At 74.9% G+C, this 20,476-nt stretch carries 22 protein-coding genes; 16 read left to right on the top strand and 6 right to left on the bottom strand.

Going from position 1 to position 20,476, the window contains the following annotated elements; genetic code table 11:
- Nucleotides 1–4 precede the first annotated feature (4 nt).
- A complete protein-coding gene (locus RHODO2019_RS17670) occupies nt 5–1,627 on the top strand; it encodes an FAD-dependent oxidoreductase (protein ID WP_265383006.1) in 1,623 nt (540 codons plus the stop codon).
- Here RHODO2019_RS17670 and RHODO2019_RS17665 read toward each other — a convergent pair.
- Nucleotides 1,546–1,914 carry an FKBP-type peptidyl-prolyl cis-trans isomerase gene (locus tag RHODO2019_RS17665; RefSeq protein ID WP_265384853.1) on the bottom strand — a complete coding sequence of 123 codons (369 nt, stop codon included), beginning with the start codon at nt 1,912–1,914 and terminating at the stop codon, nt 1,546–1,548. The genes RHODO2019_RS17670 and RHODO2019_RS17665 overlap by 82 nt on opposite strands.
- Before the next feature lie 81 nt (nt 1,915–1,995).
- Here RHODO2019_RS17665 and RHODO2019_RS17660 point away from each other — a divergent pair, with 81 nt between their 5' ends.
- Nucleotides 1,996–2,313: a GNAT family N-acetyltransferase gene (locus RHODO2019_RS17660; protein WP_265383005.1), complete on the top strand. Its 318-nt coding sequence runs from the start codon at nt 1,996–1,998 to the stop codon at nt 2,311–2,313.
- A 164-nt stretch (nt 2,314–2,477) separates the two neighbouring features.
- The gene (locus RHODO2019_RS17655) at nt 2,478–2,927 is read left to right on the top strand and encodes a winged helix-turn-helix transcriptional regulator (protein WP_265383004.1); all 450 of its coding nucleotides are present in this window, start codon (nt 2,478–2,480) and stop codon (nt 2,925–2,927) included.
- A gap of 727 nt (nt 2,928–3,654) precedes the next feature.
- Here RHODO2019_RS17655 and malQ read toward each other — a convergent pair.
- Nucleotides 3,655–5,487, bottom strand: a complete 1,833-nt coding sequence (gene malQ, locus RHODO2019_RS17650) for a 4-alpha-glucanotransferase (protein WP_265383003.1) — start codon at nt 5,485–5,487, stop codon at nt 3,655–3,657.
- A gap of 63 nt (nt 5,488–5,550) precedes the next feature.
- On the opposite strand from malQ, the gene RHODO2019_RS17645 reads away from it, so the two are divergent.
- Nucleotides 5,551–6,948 carry a hypothetical protein gene (locus RHODO2019_RS17645; RefSeq protein ID WP_265383002.1) on the top strand — a complete coding sequence of 466 codons (1,398 nt, stop codon included), beginning with the start codon at nt 5,551–5,553 and terminating at the stop codon, nt 6,946–6,948.
- A 9-nt stretch (nt 6,949–6,957) separates the two neighbouring features.
- Here RHODO2019_RS17645 and RHODO2019_RS17640 read toward each other — a convergent pair whose 3' ends face one another.
- Nucleotides 6,958–8,049 (bottom strand): WcbI family polysaccharide biosynthesis putative acetyltransferase, encoded by a 1,092-nt coding sequence (locus RHODO2019_RS17640; protein ID WP_265383001.1) that lies wholly within the window; start codon nt 8,047–8,049, stop codon nt 6,958–6,960.
- 321 nt (nt 8,050–8,370) lie between these two features.
- On the opposite strand from RHODO2019_RS17640, the gene RHODO2019_RS17635 reads away from it, so the two are divergent.
- A complete protein-coding gene (locus tag RHODO2019_RS17635; RefSeq protein WP_435532145.1) occupies nt 8,371–9,777 on the top strand; it encodes an MFS transporter in 1,407 nt (468 codons plus the stop codon).
- 92 nt (nt 9,778–9,869) lie between these two features.
- Here the strand turns inward: RHODO2019_RS17635 and RHODO2019_RS17630 are convergent, their stop codons facing one another.
- Nucleotides 9,870–10,292: a cupin domain-containing protein gene (locus RHODO2019_RS17630; protein ID WP_265382999.1), complete on the bottom strand. Its 423-nt coding sequence runs from the start codon at nt 10,290–10,292 to the stop codon at nt 9,870–9,872.
- A 52-nt stretch (nt 10,293–10,344) separates the two neighbouring features.
- Here RHODO2019_RS17630 and RHODO2019_RS17625 point away from each other — a divergent pair, with 52 nt between their 5' ends.
- Together RHODO2019_RS17625 and RHODO2019_RS17620 are read left to right on the top strand one after the other, a co-directional pair.
- Nucleotides 10,345–10,788: a hypothetical protein gene (locus tag RHODO2019_RS17625; RefSeq protein ID WP_265382998.1), complete on the top strand. Its 444-nt coding sequence runs from the start codon at nt 10,345–10,347 to the stop codon at nt 10,786–10,788.
- Nucleotides 10,789–10,798: 10 nt separating this feature from the next.
- Nucleotides 10,799–11,293 carry a hypothetical protein gene (locus tag RHODO2019_RS17620; RefSeq protein WP_265382997.1) on the top strand — a complete coding sequence of 165 codons (495 nt, stop codon included), beginning with the start codon at nt 10,799–10,801 and terminating at the stop codon, nt 11,291–11,293.
- On the opposite strand, the gene RHODO2019_RS17615 is transcribed toward RHODO2019_RS17620, so the two are convergent.
- Nucleotides 11,294–11,986, bottom strand: a complete 693-nt coding sequence (locus RHODO2019_RS17615) for a PP2C family protein-serine/threonine phosphatase (protein ID WP_265382996.1) — start codon at nt 11,984–11,986, stop codon at nt 11,294–11,296.
- Nucleotides 11,987–12,090: 104 nt separating this feature from the next.
- Complete coding sequence (locus tag RHODO2019_RS17610; protein ID WP_265382995.1) at nt 12,091–12,924, bottom strand: PHP domain-containing protein; 834 nt, start codon at nt 12,922–12,924, stop codon at nt 12,091–12,093.
- 452 nt (nt 12,925–13,376) lie between these two features.
- On the opposite strand from RHODO2019_RS17610, the gene RHODO2019_RS17605 reads away from it, so the two are divergent.
- The 9 genes from RHODO2019_RS17605 (at nt 13,377) to RHODO2019_RS17575 (ending at nt 20,476) form a co-directional block, all read left to right on the top strand.
- Entirely contained in the window at nt 13,377–14,585 is a 1,209-nt protein-coding gene (locus RHODO2019_RS17605) for a DUF2786 domain-containing protein (RefSeq protein ID WP_265382994.1), read from the top strand.
- Between the two features lie 33 nt (nt 14,586–14,618).
- Nucleotides 14,619–15,068 carry a MarR family winged helix-turn-helix transcriptional regulator gene (locus tag RHODO2019_RS17600; protein WP_265382993.1) on the top strand — a complete coding sequence of 150 codons (450 nt, stop codon included), beginning with the start codon at nt 14,619–14,621 and terminating at the stop codon, nt 15,066–15,068.
- A gap of 29 nt (nt 15,069–15,097) precedes the next feature.
- The gene (locus RHODO2019_RS19410) at nt 15,098–15,439 is read left to right on the top strand and encodes an AMP-binding protein (protein WP_354005554.1); all 342 of its coding nucleotides are present in this window, start codon (nt 15,098–15,100) and stop codon (nt 15,437–15,439) included.
- Nucleotides 15,385–16,632 carry an ATP-binding protein gene (locus tag RHODO2019_RS17595; RefSeq protein ID WP_265382992.1) on the top strand — a complete coding sequence of 416 codons (1,248 nt, stop codon included), beginning with the start codon at nt 15,385–15,387 and terminating at the stop codon, nt 16,630–16,632. The genes RHODO2019_RS19410 and RHODO2019_RS17595 overlap by 55 nt, the downstream gene beginning before the upstream one ends.
- The gene (locus RHODO2019_RS17590) at nt 16,632–16,790 is read left to right on the top strand and encodes a hypothetical protein (RefSeq protein WP_265382991.1); all 159 of its coding nucleotides are present in this window, start codon (nt 16,632–16,634) and stop codon (nt 16,788–16,790) included. Before RHODO2019_RS17595 ends, RHODO2019_RS17590 begins: the two co-directional genes overlap by 1 nt.
- Nucleotides 16,791–16,954: 164 nt before the next feature.
- Nucleotides 16,955–17,944: an ADP-ribosylglycohydrolase family protein gene (locus tag RHODO2019_RS17585; RefSeq protein WP_265382990.1), complete on the top strand. Its 990-nt coding sequence runs from the start codon at nt 16,955–16,957 to the stop codon at nt 17,942–17,944.
- Between the two features lie 13 nt (nt 17,945–17,957).
- Nucleotides 17,958–18,221, top strand: a complete 264-nt coding sequence (locus RHODO2019_RS19405) for a helix-turn-helix transcriptional regulator (RefSeq protein WP_354005552.1) — start codon at nt 17,958–17,960, stop codon at nt 18,219–18,221.
- Nucleotides 18,222–18,329: 108 nt separating this feature from the next.
- Nucleotides 18,330–19,757 (top strand): ATP-binding protein, encoded by a 1,428-nt coding sequence (locus RHODO2019_RS17580; protein WP_265382989.1) that lies wholly within the window; start codon nt 18,330–18,332, stop codon nt 19,755–19,757.
- A gap of 587 nt (nt 19,758–20,344) precedes the next feature.
- A complete protein-coding gene (locus RHODO2019_RS17575; protein ID WP_265382988.1) occupies nt 20,345–20,476 on the top strand; it encodes a hypothetical protein in 132 nt (43 codons plus the stop codon).

Below are 20,476 nucleotides of genomic sequence, written 5' to 3'. Positions count from 1 at the left end.
AGCCGTGGCCTTCGCCATCACCCAGGCCTGCTGCAAGGACGCCTCGTGCCTGTCGGTGTGCCCGGTCAACTGCATCCACCCCACCCCGGGCGAGCCGGACTTCGGGACGACGGACCTGCTGCACGTCGACCCCCGTGCGTGCATCGACTGCGGGGCCTGCGCAGACGCCTGCCCGGTGGGGGCCATCACCCACGTCTCCCGGCTCGCGCCGGAGCAGGCGGTGTACGCCGACATCAACGCCGACTACTACGCCGACCGGCCCGTGGACCCGGCCTGGGACGCCCCCCGCTTCCCCCCGGCCGGGCTCTCGGGCGTGCGCGGCGTCCGGGTCGCCGTGGTGGGTACCGGGCCGGCGGCCTGCTACGCCGTGCAGTCGCTGCTGCGCACCGCCGACGTGCGGGTCACGATGGTGGAGCGCCTCAGCAGGCCGGGGGGCCTCGCCCGCTTCGGCGTCGCGCCGGACCACCTCGCCACCCGGCGCATCGTCGAGCACTTCGCCCCCGTGTTCACCCACCCCCGGGTCACCCTGCGCCTGGGCACCGAGGTCGGCCGCGACGTCTCCGCCGCCGAGCTCGCCCGCGACCACGACGCGGTGCTGTGGGCCGTGGGCGCGGACGGGGACCGACAGCTCGGCGTGCCCGGGGAGCAGCTGCCCGGCAGCCTCAGCGCCCGCACCCTGGTCGGCTGGTACACCGGCCACCCCGGGGTGCCCGCCGACGCGGTGGACCTGGCCGGGGTGGCGCGCGTGGTGCTCGTCGGCAACGGCAACGTGGCCGTGGACGTCGCCCGCATCCTCACCGCGGACCCCGAGGCGCTGGCCGGCACCGACATCGCCCCGCACGCCCTGGCCGCCCTGCGCCGCCACCGGGTGCGCGAGGTGGTGCTGGTGGCCCGCCGCGGCCCCGAGCACGCCGCCTTCACCCGCTCCGAGGCCCTGGCCCTGACCCGGGTGCCCGGGGTGGACGTGGTGGTCGACGACACCGCCGGGGTCGGGTCCACGCTGGACGCGCTGCCCGCCACGGCGTCGGCCTCCGCTGTGCGCGGGGCGCGGCGGCAGTCCGTGGACTGGACCGCGCCCCCGGCGCCGGGAACCCGGGTGGTCCTCGCGTTCGGCCGGACGCCCACCGCGGTCACCGCCGGGACGGACGGTCGGGTCGCCTCGGTGGAGCTGGCGACGGGCGAGACCGTGCGCGCCCAGCTCGTGGTGACCGCGACCGGCTACCGCGGCACCGCGCTGGACGGGGTCCCCTTCGACGCGAGCACGGCCACCGTGCGCAACGACGGCGGCCGGGTGCTGGACGCCGCGGGCGCGGTGGTGCCGGGGCAGTACGTCGTCGGCTGGGCCCGTCGCGGCACCGGCGGCGGCATCGGCGACAACCGCGCGGACGCCGAGGAGGTGGTGCGCGCGCTGCTCACCGACGTCGCGGCCGGCGCCACTGGCGCCACTGCCGCCTCTGGCGCCAAGTGCGGGCTTCTGGTCGCCATCCGGGGCGGAATGACGACCAGAAGCCCGCACTTGGCGGTTCTGGGTGGAGGGTCAGCCCGTCAGCGGACGGCGACGAGGTCCACGACGAAGACCAGCGCCGCACCGGGCTTGATGACACCCCCGGCACCCCGGTCGCCGTAGGCCAGGGCGGACGGGATGGTGAGGCGACGGCGGCCACCGACCCTCATGCCGACGATGCCCTGGTCCCAGCCGGCGATGACCTGGCCGACGCCGAGGCGGAACTCCAACGGGTCGCCACGGTCCCAGGACGAGTCGAACTGCTCGCCCTCGGCGTGCGTGACGCCGGTGTAGTGCGCGCGGACGTGCTGGCCCGCCTCGGCCTCGGCGCCGTCACCCACGACGATCTCGTCGATGACCAGCTCGGTGGGGGCAGGGCCCTCGGGCGGGTCGACGTCCGGACGGGTCAGCTCGCTCACGTGCTCTCCTCAGGTTCTGGGATGTGTCGTGCCCAGGCTCCCACGGAAGTCTGCGGGACTACCGTTGCCGGGGTGCAGGGAACCGAGGTCCACGACGACGCCGAGCGCTCCGCCTACGAGATCACCGTGGACGGGGTGCACGCCGGCCACGCCTTCCGCGAGCTGCGCGACGGGCGCACCGTGTTCACCCACACCGAGATCGACGACGCGTTCGGCGGCCGGGGGATCGGCGGTGAGCTGGCCCGGGGCGCGCTGGACGACGTGCGCGCCCAGGGCGGCCTCGTGGTGCCGGAGTGCGACTTCCTCGCGGGGTGGATCGCCCGGCACCCGGACTACCTCGACCTGGTGGACCCGGCGGACCGCGACCGGGTCCGGGCGCTGGCGGGCTGATCTCGGTCGGGCCCGGGCGCTCACGGCCCGCGGGGCTCTTCGGACGTCCGGGCGGGTCGGGGTGTCGCGCCCGGGTCGACGACGGAGCTGGACGGGGGATCCACGGTGTGCACCGGACGCGGGAGAGCTAGCACCAGTGAGTTTGATGTGCAAACCTTATTGGCATGCACCGCACCGACCCCGCTGACCTGCCCGGTCGCGCGTGCTCCGTGGCCGCCGCGCTGGACGTCGTGGGTGACCGGTGGTCGCTGCTCGTCGTCCGCGAGGTGAGCTTCGGGCACCACCGCTTCAGCGAGATCCTCGCCGGCACGGGCGCCCCCCGGGACCGCCTCACCGCGCGGCTGAAGCTGCTCGTGGAGGTGGGGGTGCTGGAGCGCCGCCCGTACCAGGACCATCCGCCCCGCGCGGGGTACCACCTCACCGCGGCGGGCGGGGGACTGCTCCCGGTGCTGCACGCGCTGCGGCAGTGGGGCGACGACAACGTGGTGACCGCGCCGCCGGTGCGCCTGGTCCACGGCCCCGACGACCACGAGGCCCGCGCCGAGTGGACCTGCGTCACCTGCAGGCAGCCGCTGCGTGGCTCCCACGCGCACCTCGAGCGGGTGCAGCCGTGACCGGGGCACCCGGCGCGGTCGCGAACGCCTTCCGGGGCCACGTGGAACCCTTCGGTCGCCGGGCCGGGCCCGCGCGGGGCCACGTGGAACCCTTCGGTCGTCCAGCCGTCCCCTGACCGGGCCACGTGGAACCCTTCGGTCGTCCAGCCGTCCCCTGACCGGGCCACGTGGAACCCTGTGGTCGCCGGGCCGGGCCCGCGCGGGGCCACGTGGAACCCTGTGGTCGCCGGGCCGGGCCCGCACGGGGCCACGTGGAACCCTGTGGTCGCCGGGCCGGGCCCGCACGGGGCCACGTGGAACCTTGTGGTCGCCGGGCCGGGCCCGCACCGGGCCACGTGGAACCTTTCGGTCGCCCGGCCGCAGGGGCGCACCGACGGCGGGAACACCGCGGCGCCGGGTACGTTGAACCCATCGGCTGGCCCGCATCAACCCCCGGGCCTCACCCCTGCCGCCACGAGCGGCCACTCGCCGAGAGGCGGTCGACGGGTCAGCCGTAGGAACGGCCGTTCGGTCCTCGGACCGGGCGGCCGTTCTGCCGCCCGGGGTGCGGCAGGCCCGGCAGGCCCGGCAGCCCCGGCAGGCCCGGCGGCCCCGGCAGGCCCGGCGGCCCCGGCAGGCCCGGCAGGCCCGGCGACCCCGGCGGCCCCGGCAGGCCCGGCAGGCCCGGCGGCCCCGGCAGGCCCTGCGGTCGGAACCGGGCCGATCGGCCACGACACGGGACGGGCCGTCAGCGGTCCCCGGTGGTCGCCGCCGTGAGGACGTCCGCCACCGCCCGGACCGACTCCAGCCCGCCCAGCTCCTCCACCCGCACCGGCAGCGGGATGCACCAGTTCGCGCGCTCGGTGGTGCCCGGGATGTTCGGACGACGCGCGGCGAGCACGGCGTCGTCCAGCGTCGCGCACAGCATCGCGCTCGGGGCCCCGCCCAGCGCCCGGTAGGCGTCGAGCACCGCGCGCGAGGCCCGCTCGCCCGGCTGGGCACCGATCACGTCGAGCATGGCCTGACGCCCCGGCGCGAGCTCCTCGGCACTGCCCAGCCCCAGCCCCACCATCTCCGCGACGTCGGACCCGTCGAGCAGCCCGGCGACGGTCGGCAGGTCGTGCGTGCTCACCGCGGCCATGGCGTCCACCGGGTAGTCGGCCGGGGCGTCGTCCTCGAAGTACAGGACGCGGTAGCTGAGGATGTCGTGCTCGGCGAGCGCCTCGCGCACCCCGTCCTCGACCACGCCGAGGTCCTCGCCGACCACCAGCGCGCGGGCCCGGTGGCTCTCCAGCGCGACGATCGCGAGCATGTCCCGCCACGGGTAGCGGACGTACGCCCCGTCGGCCGGGCTCATCCCCGCCGGCACCCACCACAGCCGGAACAGGCCCATCACGTGGTCGATGCGCAGCCCGCCCCCGCCGGCGAGCGTCGCCCGCACCGACTGCACGAACGGCTCGTAGTCGGCCAGGCGCAGCCGCCACGGCACCAGTGGCGGCGAGCCCCAGTCCTGGCCGAGGGAGTTGAACGCGTCCGCCGGCGCGCCCACCGTCACCCCGTGGGCGAGCACGTCCTGCCAGGCCCAGGCGTCCGCACCGCCGCCGGACACCCCGATCGGCAGGTCCTGCAGCACGGTCAGCCCGTCGCACGCCGCGTCCAGCTGGACGGCCAGGCACCACTGCAGCCAGGCGTGGAAGGTGACCTCGTCGGCGTCGGTCGGCGCCGCGGCCGGGTCCTGCAGGGGCACGGGCCAGTCGTGGAAGTCGTCGCCGTGGGTCTGGGCCAGCGAGCACCAGCGGGCCCACTGCTCGAGCGGCTCGCCCTGCTCGGTGCGCCAGCGCTCGAAGTCCGCCGAGGTCGAGAACGCCCGGCGCAGCACCGCCTGGTGCAGGGCCCAGCCGGCGTCGCGGTCCAGCACGTCGGCCGCCCCCAGGCGCGCTCCCTGCGCCCGCTCGGCCGCGGTGAGCTCCACCCCGGGCACCTCCTCGACCCGCAGGTACAGCGGGTTGCGGAAGCGGCGGGTGGCGGGCAGGTACGGGCTGTCCTCCTGCTCGGTGGTGGGCGCGACGCCGTGCAGCGGGTTGACCAGCAGGAAGCCCGCACCCTGGGCCCGGGCGAGCTCGCGCAGCGCCCGCAGGTCGGCCAGGTCGCCGGTCGCCCAGCTGCCCGCCGAGCGCGCCGCGTACAGCTGCACCGCCCAGCCCCAGGTGCGCAGCCCGTCGGGCCGGTAGCAGCGGCCGGGCGAGACGATCACCCGTCGGCTCGGCCCGTCGGCGGGGTGCAGCCGGTGGTAGCCCAGCGGCAGGTCCTCGGGCGCGGGCCCGCCGACGGGGCGCCGGGTGCCGTCCTCGCACTCCAGCTCCCCGGCGGGGAGGACGGCGTCGCGACCCGGAGCGAGCACGATCGGGACGCGCCGCACCAGGTCCTGCGGCGGGGTCCCGATGACCGCGCGCAGGGCCTCGACGGTGCCGGCGCTCGGCGTGCACTCGGTCTCGGCGTCGTCGAGCCAGTGGCGGGCGACGCCCCAGTCGTCGGTGTCACGCTCGGCGCGGTCCAGGGGGCTCGGGTCGGGTGCGCTCATGGGCCCCAGCGTGGCCGGTCGACCGGCCGGGGTCGAACCGGTGCCGCCGGTAGGGTCCGCACCATGGTGCGACGGCTGCTGCTGGTGCTGGTCACGGCCCTGCTGGCGGTGCTCGCGGGCACGGCGCCGGCCCTGGCCGCGGGTTCGGTGGACGACGCCGCCGGGGTGCTGGACGCGGGACGGCTGACCGGGGCGGCCTCGGACGTGCCGGTCGACGTCGTCTTCGTGACCCTGGCCAGCTCCGGGGGCAACCTCGACACCGCCCTCGTCCGGGCCGGGTCGGCCGCCGGCTTCAGCGGGAAGCAGCCGCGCGCGGGCACCGTGGTCCTGGCCGTCAGCCTCCAGGACCAGCAGGTCGGCACGTACTACGGCCCCGGCGTCACCCTCGACGACGGCGCCGTCACCAGCGCGATGACGACCGACTTCGGCGCCGCGCGGTGGACCGAGGGGATGCTCGCCGGGCTGGCCGAGGTCCGCTCCCAGCTCGCCGGAGGGGGCGGGGGCGGGTTCCCGTGGTCGACCGTCGCGGTCCTCGCCGCCGTGGTGGCGGCGGTGCTCGGGTGGCTCGGCTACCGGAAGGTGCAGGGAGGCAAGCTGGCCGAGCGGGCCACCGCCGACCGGGCGGAGCAGTCCGCGGCCAACGGGCTGACGGTGGTGCAGACCCGGGAGCGGCTGGACAACCTGCAGATCCTGGTCCAGGCCCTGCCCGACGGCGGCGCCGACGAGTCCCGGCTCTCCGCCGAGCTCAACGACGTCGACGTGGCGCTGCGCGCGATCGAGGGTCGCCAGGGTGACAGTCCCGACCCGCACGGCGAGGCCGCCCAGCTCGAGCGGATGGTCGCGGGCCTGGACCGCACCGAGCGCCACCTGACCCTGCTGCGGGCCGGCGGCGGCTGGGAGCAGCTGTGGAACGACGAGGTGGCCCGGGTGCGCGCGGAGGCCCAGCGGCTGACCGAGGACGCAGCCGCCCTGCGGTCCGAGGTGCCGGGCGACGACCTGCCCTCCCCCGCCGACCGGGACGACGAGCTCGCGCAGCTGCTGGCCGCGGTCCGCGACGGGCGCACCCCGGTCTCGGCGGGCCTGGCCCAGCTGCTGGCGGTCGAGGACGAGGTGGAGCAGCAGGAGCAGGCCGTGGCCGGGCGGCGCGCGGCGAACCAGGCCTCGACGCGGCAGGCCGAGCAGGCCCGGGCGGCGGCGCAGCAGGCCGAGCACGACCGCCAGTCCCGCTCCGGCGGCTGGGGCGGGTCGGGCTTCGGCGGGGGCGGGTACGGCGGTGGGTACGGCCGGCCCCGGCGCGGCGGGTTCGGCGGGTTCGGCGGCTTCGGCGGCTTCGGCGGCTTCGGCGGTGGGAGCTTCGGTGGCGGCGGGGGCGGTGGCGGCGGCGGCTCGCGCTCGTTCGGCGGTGGCGGCGGCTCCCAGGGCTTCGGTGGCGGGGGCGGCGGCGGCTCCCGCGGCTTCTGAGCTGGCCCGCTACCCGGGGTCGGTGGTCAGCCCGAGCAGGGCCATCCGCTCACCGTGCCGGGCCTGCGCGGCGTCCAGCCACCCCGGGTCGGCGCGGTAGAACGCACCCTGCACCCGGTGGACGTGCTGGGCGTCCACGGGCTCACCCCCGACGAGCCAGCCGGCCCGCGCCGCACCGGTGCCCAGCCCCAGGGCCACGAGCACCGCCGGCTCCAGGGGGGCCCGCACGCCGCCGAGCAGGTCGCGGCCGGGATCGCCGACGTCCACCGGCTCCCCCAGCGCCGCCTGCACCCGCTGCGCCAGCGCCGTCAGCACGGGGTTGCCCGGGTGGTTCACGGTGTGCGCCGCCCCGGCCCCGGCGGCCACGAGGGCGTCGGACACCCCCACGTCGCACTGCGCGGCCTCCCGGCGGGCGAGCTCGGCCACCGAGGCCGCGGCGGCGGCGCGGTAGGCCTGCGGCGGGGCGTCGGCCGGGGGCAGCGGGCCCAGCTCGCCCGGGGCGCGGGCCGCGACCACGGTGCGCAGGTCGTGGTAGGCCACCACGGGCGGGCCCAGCGAGCGGTCGCGGGGGTGGCGCACGATCACCTGGTACGGGTGCAGCGTCCCGATGCGGATCACCGGCCAGCGCAGCACCCGCGACCCGGGCGGCAGCCGGCCGGCCAGCTGCGCGGTGCCCAGCGGGAGGTCGCGGTAGTCCACCCGCACCGGCTGGCTCAGCAGCACCTGCGTGCGGGCGAGCAGCGCGTCCAGGTGCGGCAGATCGGCGGCGGTGAGCTCGTGCACCGGGGGGATGCGCACGGTGGCGAACCCCGCGTCGGTGGCGGTGGCCAGCAGCACCCGCAGGGCCTCGGCCTGGCAGTTGCCGTGCACCAGCCACAGCGGCCGGTCCGCCGGCACCGGGTCCAGGCCGTAGAAGCCCCCGTAGTGCCGTGTGCGCCCGTCCGGCTCCGCGTCGGGGCTCGCCACGCTCATGCCCGAGAGCGGCGCCCGGCCCTGCACCGGGTCGGCGATCGAGCCGGTCGAGCCGGTCGAGGCGGCCGCGATCGCCGGGAGCCCGGCGGCCGCGCGCTCCTGCTGGGGGGTCCCGGGTGCGGTGGACACCACCGGAAACTAGTCCGTCCCGCGTCCGACGCCCCGGACGGCCGTCCGACGCTCCGGACGGCCGGCCGGCGCCCCCGGACGGTCGGCCCCCGCCCCGGCGGAGGTGCGCCCCTTCGATTGGCCAAGACGCGGCAATTTTCGTTACCGTGTGCAACGACCTTGCACCCAGCGCGCCGGTCCCCGACCGGGACCCCGTGCGCAGGAGCGGGCCGCCCTCGACGAGGTGGGCGCGCGCCGCTTCCGAGTGCACCGCGGGCAGACCAGGTCAGGCGCAGCGTGCGTCGTCCGGCTGCCGCGGACCCGTGCTGGAGAGCACGCACCATGACCCCAGACTTGAGCAGCGCCACGTCCGTCGACCCCTCCTCGATCACCGTCACCGACGAGTCCGCCGTGAAGCGAGCCGTGCGCGCGGCCATGCTCGGCAACGCCATGGAGTGGTTCGACTTCGGCGTGTTCGCCTACCTGGCCGCCACCCTCGGCCGGGTATTCTTCCCCGGTGCGAGCACCAGCGCGCAGCTCATCTTCACCTTCGGGACCTTCGCCGCCGCGTTCCTCGTGCGGCCGCTCGGCGGGATGTTCTTCGGTCCCCTCGGCGACCGCATCGGCCGCAAGAAGGTGCTGGCCACCACCATGATCATGATGTCGCTGAGCACGTTCGGCATGGGCCTGATCCCGAGCTACACCGTCATCGGCGTCTTCGCCCCGGTGCTGCTCATCGCCCTGCGGATGCTGCAGGGCTTCTCCACCGGCGGCGAGTACGGCGGCGCCACCACGTTCATCGCCGAGTACGCCCCGGACAAGCGGCGGGGCTACTTCGGCAGCTTCCTGGAGTTCGGCACCCTGATCGGCTACATCGCCGCGGCCGGCCTGGTCACGATCATCCAGCTCTCGGTCACCCAGGACAGCCTCGACAGCTGGGCGTGGCGCATCCCGTTCCTCATCGGCGGTCCGCTCGGGATGGTCGGGCTGTACCTGCGGCTGCGCCTGGAGGAGACCCCGGCGTTCCAGGCCATGGAGGCCACCAAGGCCGCCGCGCCCGAGAGCGACGGGGAGCCCGCCACCGCGCGGCTGCGGGACACCGTCCGGGGCCAGTGGCGCCCGATGCTGCTCTGCATCGGCCTGGTGCTCGTCTTCAACGTCACCGACTACATGCTGCTGAGCTACATGCCCACCTACCTGTCGTCCACCCTCGGCTACGACGAGGTGCACAGCCTGGTCGTCATCATCGTCGTGATGGTGCTGATGATGTTCGGGCTGACCCGGCTGGGCTCGCTGTCGGACCGGGTGGGTCGCAAGCCCCTGCTGCTGGGCTCGTGCGCCGGGTTCGTCGTGCTCTCCCTCCCGGCGTTCCTGCTGGTCAAGCAGGGCAGCCTCGTCGCGGTGTTCCTGGGCCTGGCCATCCTCGGCGCGCTGCTCATGGTGCTGCTGGCGGTCATGCCGTCGACGCTGCCGGCCCTGTTCCCGACCGGCGTCCGCTACGGCGCGCTCGCCATCGGGTTCAACGTGTCCGTCTCGCTGTTCGGCGGGACCACGCCGCTGGTCACCGAGTCGCTGCAGAGCTACTTCGACAGCGACCTGGTGGCGCCGTACTACCTCATGCTGGCCGGCGTCATCGGCTTCGTCTCGGTGTGGCTGATCCGGGAGTCGGCCAACAAGCCCCTGCCCGGCTCGGCCCCGGCCGTGGCCACCGAGCAGGAGAAGCACGAGCTGGTCTCGGCCGGTCGCTGAGGCAGGGCGGCGGCGGACTCCCACACCCGGGACACCCGCTCGACGTCCGCCCCGGTGGTGGGGGCGTCGGCGACCAGGGGCCGGCCGCCTGGTCAGTCGAACAGGCTGGGCAGGTTCACCACCACGCCCTCCTGGCTGCCGCGCGCGATGACGACCACGGCCTCCTCGGTGCCGGGGTTCTCCTCGCGGTGCGGGGTCCAGGGCGGGACGAACACGTAGTCGCCGGGGCTGGTCTCCAGCCGCACCTCGGCGCCGTCCTTGCCGAAGACGAACACCGGGTTCCCGGAGATGACGTAGATGGCCGTCTCGGTGGCCCCGTGGTGGTGGTCGCCCGAGGACGTCGACGGGGCCACGTGCGTCTGGCCCATCCAGATCGACGACGACCCGACGGTGGCGCCGGAGATGGCCTCGCGGCGGGTCATCCCCCCGGTCTGCGCGGTGTCGCCGGTCATCTCCTCGGGACGGACGTGGCGGAGATCTGGGCGGTCGAGGTCACGGTGCCAGTGGTCGCTCATGGGGCTCACCCTGGCACGGAACGGTCGGGGCCGACCCGTACCGTCCACGCCCATGAGCACCCTCACCGAGGTCGGCGAGCGCGAGGCGTGGCGCTGCTGGCTGTGCGACGAGCCCGTGGACCCCGACATGTCCGTCAACGACGCCCGCGGTCCCAGCATCGACAGCGTCACCAGCGCCAAGCCGAAGAAGGGCACCCCGGCCCCCGAACGGCTGGCGCACCGGGCCTGCAACACCCGCAAGGGCGCGGTGAAGCCCGTCGTCGCGTGGTCCCCGGAGCTGTTCGTGGTGGACCCCGCGCCCATCGTCGCCACCGTGGACCGGCTCAGCCGCAAGGGTGGACGCGAGGTGGTCGCCCGCTGCCCGTCGAAGGCTGACGCCGAGCAGGCCGGCACGTGGCTCGTGGACCGGCTCTCGCGCCTGGCCCCCGAGCTTCCCGTCAGCACCCAGGTGGACGGCGGGGGCGGGCAGTTCCTGCTGGTCCTGCGCACGCCGTGAACACCCGCCCGTGAACGCCAACGAGGCCCACCAGCTGCTCGCCGACCTCCGCGAGGAGACGGCCCGGCTGCGCGACCCCGCCGCGCTCCAGTTCGTCGGCGGTGACCCGGCCGCGGACGCCGCCTCCCTCGACGCCACGGTCGCGCAGCGCGCCGGGGTGCCGGCCCTGCGGCTGCAGGCACCCGCGCTGGCCACCGCCACGAATCGTCCGGTGGTCGACGTGCTCGCCGAGATCGGTGCCTACGACGAGGCGCTGGCCGCCGCGGTCGAGCAGCTGCGCAGCGGCCACGCGCCCGTCACGGCCCGCCGCAGCCAGCCCGCGCCCCGCGACTCGGAGGCCGAGCACAGCCACGGCCACGGCCACGGCCACGGCCACGACGAGGGCCACGGGCACGGCCACGGGCTCGCGGGCGAGGGCCTGACGGCTCCGTCGTGGCGGCGCGGGGCGGTCGTCGCGGTGGTCGTGCTCCTGCTCGTCGTGCTGGCGTTCGTCCTGCTGCTCTAGCTAGAGGTCGATCACGAGCACGGTGACGTTGTCCCGCCCACCCGCGTCCACCGCGGCGCCGGCGAGACGCTGTGCGGCCTCCTCCGGGCTGCCCCCGGCGAGCCCGGCCGCGATCTGGTCGTCGTCGAGCTCGCCGTTGAGCCCGTCCGAGCACAGCAGCAGCCGCCCGGCGTGGGCCGGCACGCGCAGCAGGTGGGGCTCGGGGGCCTGCGAGCGCCAGCTGCCCAGCGAGGCCGTCAGGTAGAACTGGCCCGGGTGCGTGCGGGCCTCCTCGGCGGTGATCGACCCCTCCGAGAGCAGCACCTCCGCCTCGTTGTCGTCGGTGGTCAGCCGGTTGAGCGACCGCCCGTCCCACAGGTAGCCGCGGCTGTCCCCCACGCTGCCCAGCAGCACGTCGCCACCGGCCTCGCGCGCCGCGGCCACCAGCGTGGTGCCCATCCCGGCGAGCTCGTCGGTGGAGGCGTCGACCACGGCCTGGTGCGCGGCGGTGAAGGCCACCCGGAACGCGTCGGAATCGGTGGGCGCGGCGGCCAGCAGGGTCTCCACGGCCAGGCGGCTGGCGATCTCGCCCCCGGCGTGCCCGCCCATGCCGTCGGCCACCACCCACAGCTCGTCCCCGGTGCCCCAGGCGTCCTCGTTGTTGGTGCGCACGCGGCCGACGTGGGTGACCGCGGCGAACACGGTGGGGCTCACGGGGTGCTCCCTCGGATCGGGTGTGGGGCGTGCAGTGGACCACGCCCGGTGCGCGTCGATGGTGGCAGCACCCGGTCCGGACCGCACTCCCCGGTCCGGACGGCTCACACCCGGAAGAAGTCCCCCGGGTCGCGGCCCGCGCGGAACCCCGCCGCCTCCACCACGTCCCGAGCCTGGGCGAAGTGCTGGCCGACGTTCCACGGCACGTGCGCGTCGCTGCCGAAGCTCACCCGGCGACCACCGGACTCCCGCCACCACCGGACCAGGCGCACCGAGGCCAGCGGGCTCGCGGTGTTGACCTCCAGCACCCGGTCCGACGCGGCCAGCGCGGCGAACACGGCCCGGTACTCGTCCTCGAAGTCGTTCTCCCGGTACAGGTTCCGCTTGTCGGGCCAGTAGCGGCGCGGGAAGTCGCAGTGCGCGAGCACCTCGAACACGGCGCTGCCGCGCACCATCTCCAGCAGCTCGCCGAAGTACTCGCGGACCACCTCGTGCGGGTGCTCGGCGCGCAGCACCCGGCCCACGCCCACCAGCTCGTCGTGGCGCACCACCGAGTGCAGCGAGCCCAGCACGCGCTCGAACGGCCCCTGGGCCAGCACCCGCTCGACGCTGCCCGCGAACAGGTGCGGCTCGCCGGTCTCGATGCCGGCCCGCACGGTCAGCCCACGGAACTCGTCGCGGCAGGCCTCGATGCTCTCCAGGTACGCCTGCACGTCCACCGGCTGGTACCAGCCCGGGTCACGGGGGCGCTGGTCGTGCACCAGCGGGACGTCGCCGGGCGACCACCGGGTGAAGTCGACGTGCTCGGTGAACGCGACGGCCGGCACCCCGAGCTCCACGGCCCGGGCGCAGGCGTCGCGCATGGAGGCGTGCGGCCCGGTGTCCCAGGAGAACTCGGAGTGCACGTGGTCGTCCGCGGGCAGGAGGGCAGCGGGCACGGCGTCGATCCTGCCCTTCCGGAGGTCGCCCCGCGGTTCCGACCTACCATCGCCGGGCGGGGGGCCACGGGGTCGCCCGCAGGGGCGGCGCTGGGGGTCTCCGCCGCCGCCCCAGCAGCAGTGGGGTCCGGCCCCGCAGGCCCCGCTCAACACCACCACCGGCGGGATGGTCACCCAGGTGTTCGCCGGCGGTCCGCCCGACCTGACCAACGAGCAGATCCACGGGCAGCGCGGATCGGTGCCCAGCCCCTGCTTCGACCCGAACGGCACGCTGGGAGCACTTCCAGGGTCTGCCCCGGTGGGCATCGGAGATGTTGTGGTCGCAGATGAGCGCGAGCCAGCGGCGGAAGTTCCAGCAGCAGCGGATGAACCGGCCCTGGACCCAGCTCGGTTCCTGATCGGGGAGCACCGCCCCTGCGGAGCTGTCGGACCCGTGGTCCACCATCGACGACGTGGCCCGCCTGTTCCGACGTCCCTCCGCCGGACCCCCGCTGGTCGACCAGCTGCTGCTCAGCGGCGCCCGCGCGGCATCCGGCCCCCTGGCCCACGCCGCCGAGCTGGAGCGGCATGTGCTGGCGCTCACCGTGTCGGACCCGGAGGTGGACTCCGAGCGGCTGCTCACCGCCCGGCTGCTCGCGGCCGTCGGCCGGCTGCACGAGCACGGCTGGCAGCCCGCGGACCTGCTGCACGTGGTGGGCCGGGCGTGGACGCAGCGGGTGCAGCGCCTGGCTGCGGCGGTGCTGGCCCAGGAGGCCGTCACCACGCACGCCGCCGTGCGGGCCCCCGAGGCGTGGGTGGCCCAGCTCGCCGACCTCGGCCCCGACCACGGACCGGACGTGGTGTCCGCCTGGCACCGCCGCGAGGACCTCGACCCCGGCGACGCGTGGCGCGACGGGCTGCGCCTGCTGGGCCAGCTCAGCCAGCTGCCGCGGGTGGATCCGCTGCTGCCCCCGCCCTCGGAGTGGGGCCGCTCGGCCCGGCCGACCGTGATCCGGACGGCCGCCCCCGAGCCCAAGGTGCTGGCGCGGGTGCGGGCCCTGCTGGCCAAGGCGGAGTCCACCGACTTCCCGGAGGAGGCCGACGCCCTCACGGCCAAGGCCCAGGACCTGATGACCCGCCACGCCATCGACGAGGCGGTGCTGCACGCCGGCGAGCCCGCGGCCGGTGGGGTGCTGGCGCGGCGGGTGCACGTGAGCAACCCGTACGCCTCGGCCAAGGTGCAGCTGCTCGACGCGGTGGGCCGGGTGAACGAGGTGCGGGTGGTGTGGACCGACGCGTTCGGCACGGCCACGGTGGTGGGCCACCCCACCGACCTGGACACCGTCGAGCTGGTGTTCACCTCGCTGCTGGTGCAGGCCACCCGGGCGCTGGCCGACGCCGCCCGCACCCAGAGCGCCAAGAGCTTCCGGCGGGCGTTCCTGCTGGCCTACGCCATCCGCATCGGCGAGCGGCTGGAGCAGGCACGGGCCCACGCCCGCGGCGACGCCGAGCGCACCTACGGCGCAGCCCTGGTCCCGGTGCTCGCCGAGCGGTCGGAGGCGGTGGACGCCGCGTTCACCACGATGTTCCCGGCGCTGCGGGCCCCGCGCCGCACCCGGGTGGACGCGCAGGGCTGGAACGCCGGCCGTGCCGCCGCCGACCGGGCCGACCTGGGCCGGTGACCGCCGGGCCGCCGGGCCGCGACCGTGGACCGGGTGGCAGCCTGGGCGGATGCCGGGGCAACGGGTTCCACCCTGCTCTACCTCCTCAAGCAGGTGGAGCTCGCGGTGCGGTCGGACCTGGACGAGATCACCCGGCCGGCGGGGCTGACGGCCCTGCAGTACACCGCGCTGACCGTGCTGGACCAGCACCCGGACCTGACGTCGGCGCACCTGGCCCGGCACTCCTTCGTGACCGCCCAGAGTATGGCGGACATGGTGACGGTGCTGCTGGACCGCGGCTGGGTGGAGAGACGGCGCGACCCGACCGACCGTCGTCGCCTGGTCATCGAGCTGACCGTGTCCGGGCGCCGGCTGCTCGCACGGCTGCGACCGAGGGTGGAGGCCGTGCAGCTGCGCATGCTCACGTCGCTGTCCCCCGACGAGGCCGGGGAGCTGCGTCGGTTGTTGGAGCTCTGCCGGGAAGGCCTTCGCGGCCCGCCCTGACCGCGGACCGGGCCGATCCCCGGCTGGGGATGTCCCCGCACCGCCCGGCCCTGTGGTTCGAGGGGGCCACCACCACGCACGGCGAGCTCGCGCTGCGGGTCCGTCGGGCCGCGGCGGCACTGGACGCCCCGGACGTGCGCCGCGGGGACCGGGTGGCCTGGTTCGGCGCGAACCACCCCGCCGCCCTGGAGACGCTGTCCGCCTGCGCGGCGGTTGTCGACGGCGGCGGAACAAGCACGGGAAGCTCCGTAGAACGTGCACTCAAGACTCCGCAGAACATGCACTCAGAGGCCTGCAGAACTTGTACTCTGACGAGGTGGCCGCCCGTGAGTACCTGCCGCGCCTTGCCGACGGCACGCTCTCGACCCTGATGGCGGAGCTTCCCGCCGTGATGGTGACCGGGCCACGGGCGGCGGGCAAGACGACGTCAGCTCGACGTCTTGCCAGCGAGGTCCTGCGCCTCGACGACCCGGCCGTGGCGGCAGCGGTCCGCGCCGACCCCGACGCGGCGCTGCGACGTTCGCGCGGGACCGTGCTCATCGACGAGTGGCAGGAGGTTCCCAGCGTCCTCGGTGCCGTCAAGCGCGCGGTCGACGACGATCCGAGCCCCGGCCGCTTCCTGCTCACCGGAAGCGTGGAGGCGGACGTCAGCACGACGATGTGGCCGAGCACGGGCCGCGTGGTGCGGGTGGTGCTGCACGGGTTGACCCAGCGGGAGGTGCACCGGAGCACGGCGAGCCGTCTCCTGCCGACCCTGGTCTCCGGCCGTCTTGGCGCGATCGTGTCTCCCTCCGCCGTGCCCGACGTCGACTCCTACGTCCGGACGGCGCTGGCCAGCGGCTTTCCCGAACCCGCACTGCGGCTAGGGCCGGTCGCGCGGACAGCCTGGCTCGAGGGCTACCTCGATCAGCTGGTCACCCGTGACGCCCGGGCGGCCGGTCAGGTCCGCGACCCCGTGCGGCTGCGCCGTTACCTCGAGGTGTTGGGCCTGTCCACCGCGGGTCTCCCGGCGACGGCCACCCTCAGGGATGCAGCCGGGATCAACCAGCGCACGGCCGACGCGTACGACGACCTCCTCGAAGGTCTGTACCTCGTGGAGAGGACGCCACCGTGGATCAGCAACCGGTTGAACCGTCTGATCAAGCGCGCGAAGCGCTACTTCCTCGATCCGGGCCTCGCTGCGGCTGCCGCCCGGGTCAACGCCGACGACGTCCTGGGCGACGGCGACCTGCTCGGTCGCACCCTGGACACCTTCGTCGCAGCTCAGCTCCGCCCCGAGGTCGCTCTGCACCCCTCCGCACGCCTGCACCACCTTCGGACGAGCTCCGGCGAGCAGGAGGTCGACCTGCTCGTCGACCTCGGACGGGGACGGGTCATCGGCATGGAGGTCAAGGCCGGATCCGCGCCGACCCGCACCGATGCGAAGCACCTCGCGAGGCTGCGCGACACGCTGGGCGACGAGTTCGTGCGCGGCGTCGTCTTCCACACCGGCCGCCAACCGTTCGAGCTGGACGAGCGGATCTGGGCGCTGCCCATCTGGACGTTGTGGGCCGACACCGCCTGATGGCCCTGGCAGGCCCGGCCCTGCGCGCCCACGTCGAGGGGCTGCGCGCCGAGGGCCGCCGTCCCGGTCCGGTGCTCACCGTGCCGGGGTGGGACACCGGCCTGCCCTTGCCGATCCTCACGGCCGTTCCCATGCAGGGCACCGACGATCCGGTCTAGCGCTGAACCAGAGGGCGGCAACGAAGGGACCTTCGAGATCATCGGGACAGACCACACGTCGACTCAATCGGCCTCACGGCGTGACTCGTGCGCATCTGCCGCCGGATGGACTGGAGATCCGATCGACGGCTGGCGCACGCCGCTGCAGCCGTAACCTGCACCCCGTGGAGCTGACGTGGGCGGAGCGGGTGCGGGGCAGCCTGATCGGCGGGGCGGTGGGCGACGCGCTGGGAGCGGGCATCGAGTTCGACGACCTGGCCCGGATCCGGCAGCAGCACGGGCCGGACGGCGTCACCGGGATGACCCGCGCCTACGGGGTGCTCGGCGCCATCACCGACGACACGCAGATGACGCTGTTCACCGCCGAGGGGCTGCTGCGCGGGCAGCGCGGCGACGTCACCGTCGAGCTGTGGCGGGCGTACTCGCGGTGGCTGTCCACCCAGGGCTTCGACCCCGGGCGCGACGTGGGAGACCGCTCCGGGCTGCTGCGCGAGCCCGTGCTGCAGGCCTCCCGGGCGCCGGGCAACGCGTGCCTGTCGGGGCTGCGGGAGCCCACCATGGGCACGCGGTCGCGCCCGGCGAGCCCCGACTCGAAGGGGTGCGGCACCGTGATGCGCAGCGCCCCGTTCGGCTGGCTCGGCGGGCCGGCGGAGCAGGCGTGGGAGCTCGCGATCGACGGGGCGGTGCTCACCCACGGCCACCCCACCGCCCGGTTCGCCGCGGCCGCGATGGCGGTGCTGGTGCACGCGCTCGTCAACGGGGCACCCCTGGAGACCGCGGTCGAGGGCGCGTGCGACCGACTGGACGCGGCCGGTGGTGGGGCGGGCGAGACCCTGCGCGCGCTGCGGGCAGCCGTCGCCGCGGACGGCCCGCCCACCCCGGAGGCCGTCGAGCGGGTGGGCGCCGGCTGGGTCGGCGAGGAGGCGCTGGCCATGGCCGTGTTCTGCGCGCTGCGCGCCCCGGACGCACCGTCGGCCCTGCTCGCGGCGGTCAACCACTCCGGCGACAGCGACTCCGTCGGTGCGATCTGCGGCAACCTCGTGGGCGCCGCGCACGGGGTGGACGCCCTGCCCACGGAGTGGCTCACCGCGCTGGAGGACCGTCCGCTGCTGGAGCGGGTCGCGGACGAGGTCGTCGAGGCGTTCTGGGCGTGATCGGGCCGGGATCGTGGAACCGACGGCGATCCAGCTGATCCTGCGGCAGTCCCGCCTCGCCGACGGCCTGACCCAGGATCAGCTCGCGCGACGGGCGCACACGTCGCGGACGACGCTGTCGGCCTACGAGCACGGCCGGAAGGCGCCAGCGCTCGACACGCCTGCTCGACGCGACAGGACACGAGCTGGGCTCCGCTCCACAGGTCCACTTTCGGACCTGCACGACCCGTCGCGGCCGGCCGTTCGTCGTCCCGGAAATGCTGTGGCGGTTGGATGAGTACGACACCGTCGACGGTGCGATTCCGTGGGCGAAGGAGGACTGCCGTGCGGTCTCATCGGGTTGCTATGGTCAGCCATACTATGGACGACCATAGTCAGGAGGATCATGAGCTTCATCGGACGAGCACGGGAGCTCGAGGACCTCGACCGCCTCCTGCACGTCGTCGTGGAGGGACGCAGAGCTGATCAGGGCGTCGCCCTGCTGCTGCGAGGACGTCGCCGGGTGGGCAAGTCGCGGCTGGTCAGCGAGTTCATCGCCCGCAGCGGTCTCCCGTCTGTCTACTTCCAGGCCGCACGCGGCGCACCGCCTGGACAGGAGCTCGACCTGCTGGCCCAGGCCGTCGCCGTCTCGTCCTTGCCGCTCGCCGCAGTAGCGGCGGGGAACACCCCGAGCACACTCACCGCTGCACTGATGTTGCTCGGAGCGGCACTTCCGGACACCCCGTCGGTGGTCGTCATCGACGAAGTTCCCTGGTTGCTCGAGGGATTCGCCGGTGGAGCAGGGGAGCTGCAGAGGGCCTGGGACACCGTGCTGTCCCGCAAACCCGTGCTGCTGCTCCTGCTCGGCAGCGACCTCTCGCTGATGGAACAGCTGGCGGCAGCGGACCAGCCGTTCCACGCACGGGCCACCGAGATGGTGCTGCACCCGCTGAACCCGGTCGACGTGCAGCGGATGACCGAGCTGGAGCCCTTCGACGCGATCGACGCCTACCTGCTCACGGGGGGGCTGCCGCTCATCGCCCGGGAGTGGCGGCCGGGCGAGAGCGCCGCGCAGTTCTTCGCCACCAGCGTCGACAGCTCCACGAGCGCGCTGGTCGTCGCGGGGACCCGGGTGCTGGACGGCGAGGTGGGCGAGACGAGCCTGGCGCACCAGGTGCTCAGAGCCATCGGCGGGCGGGGCGAGCGCACCTTCACCGGCATCCAACAGGCGTCGAGGGGCGCACCGCTCAACGCAGCCAGCCTGACCACCAGCCTGAGGCAGCTCCAGGACAAGCGGATCGTCACGGCCGACGAGCCACTGTCGACCAGGTCCGGCCGGCGCGACCGTCGGTACCGGATCGCCGATCCCGCCCTGCGGTTCTGGCTGGCCTTCGTCGAGCCGGCGTTGTCCGAGATCGACCGCGGGCGTGGAGACCTGGCCGTGGCCCGGTTCGACGCCGGTTACCCGTCGTGGCGGGGACGCGCAGTCGAGCCAGTCGTGCGCGATGCGCTCGAGCGCCTGCTGCCCGACGAGCGGTGGCCGGCGGTCAGTGCCGTGGGTGGTTGGTGGCCTCGGAACAACATCCCCGAGATCGACCTCGTGGGCGCTGACCGGCCGCGCAGCGCGGACACGGTCTCCCTGGTCGGGACGGTCAAGTGGCGCCAGCGCAGCCCGGTGACCGCGGCGGAGGTGGCCGCCCTCGCACGTGACGCGGCCGCCGTGCCCGGTGTCGACGTGGGTACCGCGCTGGTTGCGGTGTGTCCCGCCGGATCCCGGGCAGACGGGCTGGCGCAGGTGTGGGACTCCGCCGACCTGCTCCGGGCATGGCCCTGAGCTCACCCGGCCGCTCCACCACCGCGTACCAGGTGACGAAGGTCGGGTCGCCCAGCTCGGCGCGCACCTCGCCGCTCGGGCCGTCGACGCGTGGCGGCGCTTCGGCAAGGGGCGCCACCCGGCCCAGCCGAACTTCGGCGACTGCTGTACCCACGCCCTCCCCGAGCGGCCCGGGCACCCGATCCTCTGCGTCAGTGAGGACTCCACGCGCACCGGCCTGCGCGTCAGACGACCGCCGGGCTGAGGCGTCTCCCCACCCCCCCCCGTTGCCCCCCTCCGCCTCCCGCAGATTGTTGATCGCGCCGTGCTCATGGCAGTGATCCCCACGCCAGCCCGGCCGACGCTGACCCGAGTTCGCAACGATGTTGGAGCCGATGGCGGCACAGGCCGTGCAGCTCAAGCAGACGCAGACGCAGTGGTCAGCCCTGTCGTAGACAGCGCAGTCCGGGCACCTGCGGATGGAGACCGGGGTGGCCGAGCAGGCAGTGCGTCGTTGCGAAGACATGGCCAACATCACCACGTCGTCGCTGCAGGGCCGGGACTCCGTCAGCTTCGCCACCAATGACCCGAACAGCTGATACGTAGCCGTGGCGTCCCAGGCCAGCGGATCCCCCGCCGTGGTGGTGCACGCCTCGCTGAAGTTCGTCTCCATCGGCAAGGTCGACCCGTGCCCGATCGCCACCGACGTCTCAGCCAAGCTCGTCCCGCTCCTGCCCTGA

The organism is Rhodococcus antarcticus (genome assembly GCF_026153295.1).
GTDB classification, from domain to species: Bacteria; Actinomycetota; Actinomycetes; order Mycobacteriales; family Mycobacteriaceae; genus Rhodococcus_D; species Rhodococcus_D antarcticus.
This window is presented reverse-complemented; position numbering and strand designations above follow the sequence as displayed.

What these genes read in the sequence shown, in the direction of transcription:
- RHODO2019_RS17655 (WP_265383004.1), top strand. Translation starts at nt 2,478, where the DNA reads ATGCACCGCACCGACCCCGCTGACCTGCCCGGTCGCGCGTGCTCCGTG.
- malQ (WP_265383003.1), bottom strand. Translation starts at nt 5,487, where the DNA reads ATGAGCGCACCCGACCCGAGCCCCCTGGACCGCGCCGAGCGTGACACC.
- RHODO2019_RS17645 (WP_265383002.1), top strand. Translation starts at nt 5,551, where the DNA reads ATGGTGCGACGGCTGCTGCTGGTGCTGGTCACGGCCCTGCTGGCGGTG.
- RHODO2019_RS17635 (WP_435532145.1), top strand. Translation starts at nt 8,371, where the DNA reads ATGACCCCAGACTTGAGCAGCGCCACGTCCGTCGACCCCTCCTCGATC.
- RHODO2019_RS17630 (WP_265382999.1), bottom strand. Translation starts at nt 10,292, where the DNA reads ATGAGCGACCACTGGCACCGTGACCTCGACCGCCCAGATCTCCGCCAC.
- RHODO2019_RS17625 (WP_265382998.1), top strand. Translation starts at nt 10,345, where the DNA reads ATGAGCACCCTCACCGAGGTCGGCGAGCGCGAGGCGTGGCGCTGCTGG.
- RHODO2019_RS19410 (WP_354005554.1), top strand. Translation starts at nt 15,098, where the DNA reads ATGTCCCCGCACCGCCCGGCCCTGTGGTTCGAGGGGGCCACCACCACG.
- RHODO2019_RS17590 (WP_265382991.1), top strand. Translation starts at nt 16,632, where the DNA reads ATGGCCCTGGCAGGCCCGGCCCTGCGCGCCCACGTCGAGGGGCTGCGC.
- RHODO2019_RS17580 (WP_265382989.1), top strand. Translation starts at nt 18,330, where the DNA reads ATGAGCTTCATCGGACGAGCACGGGAGCTCGAGGACCTCGACCGCCTC.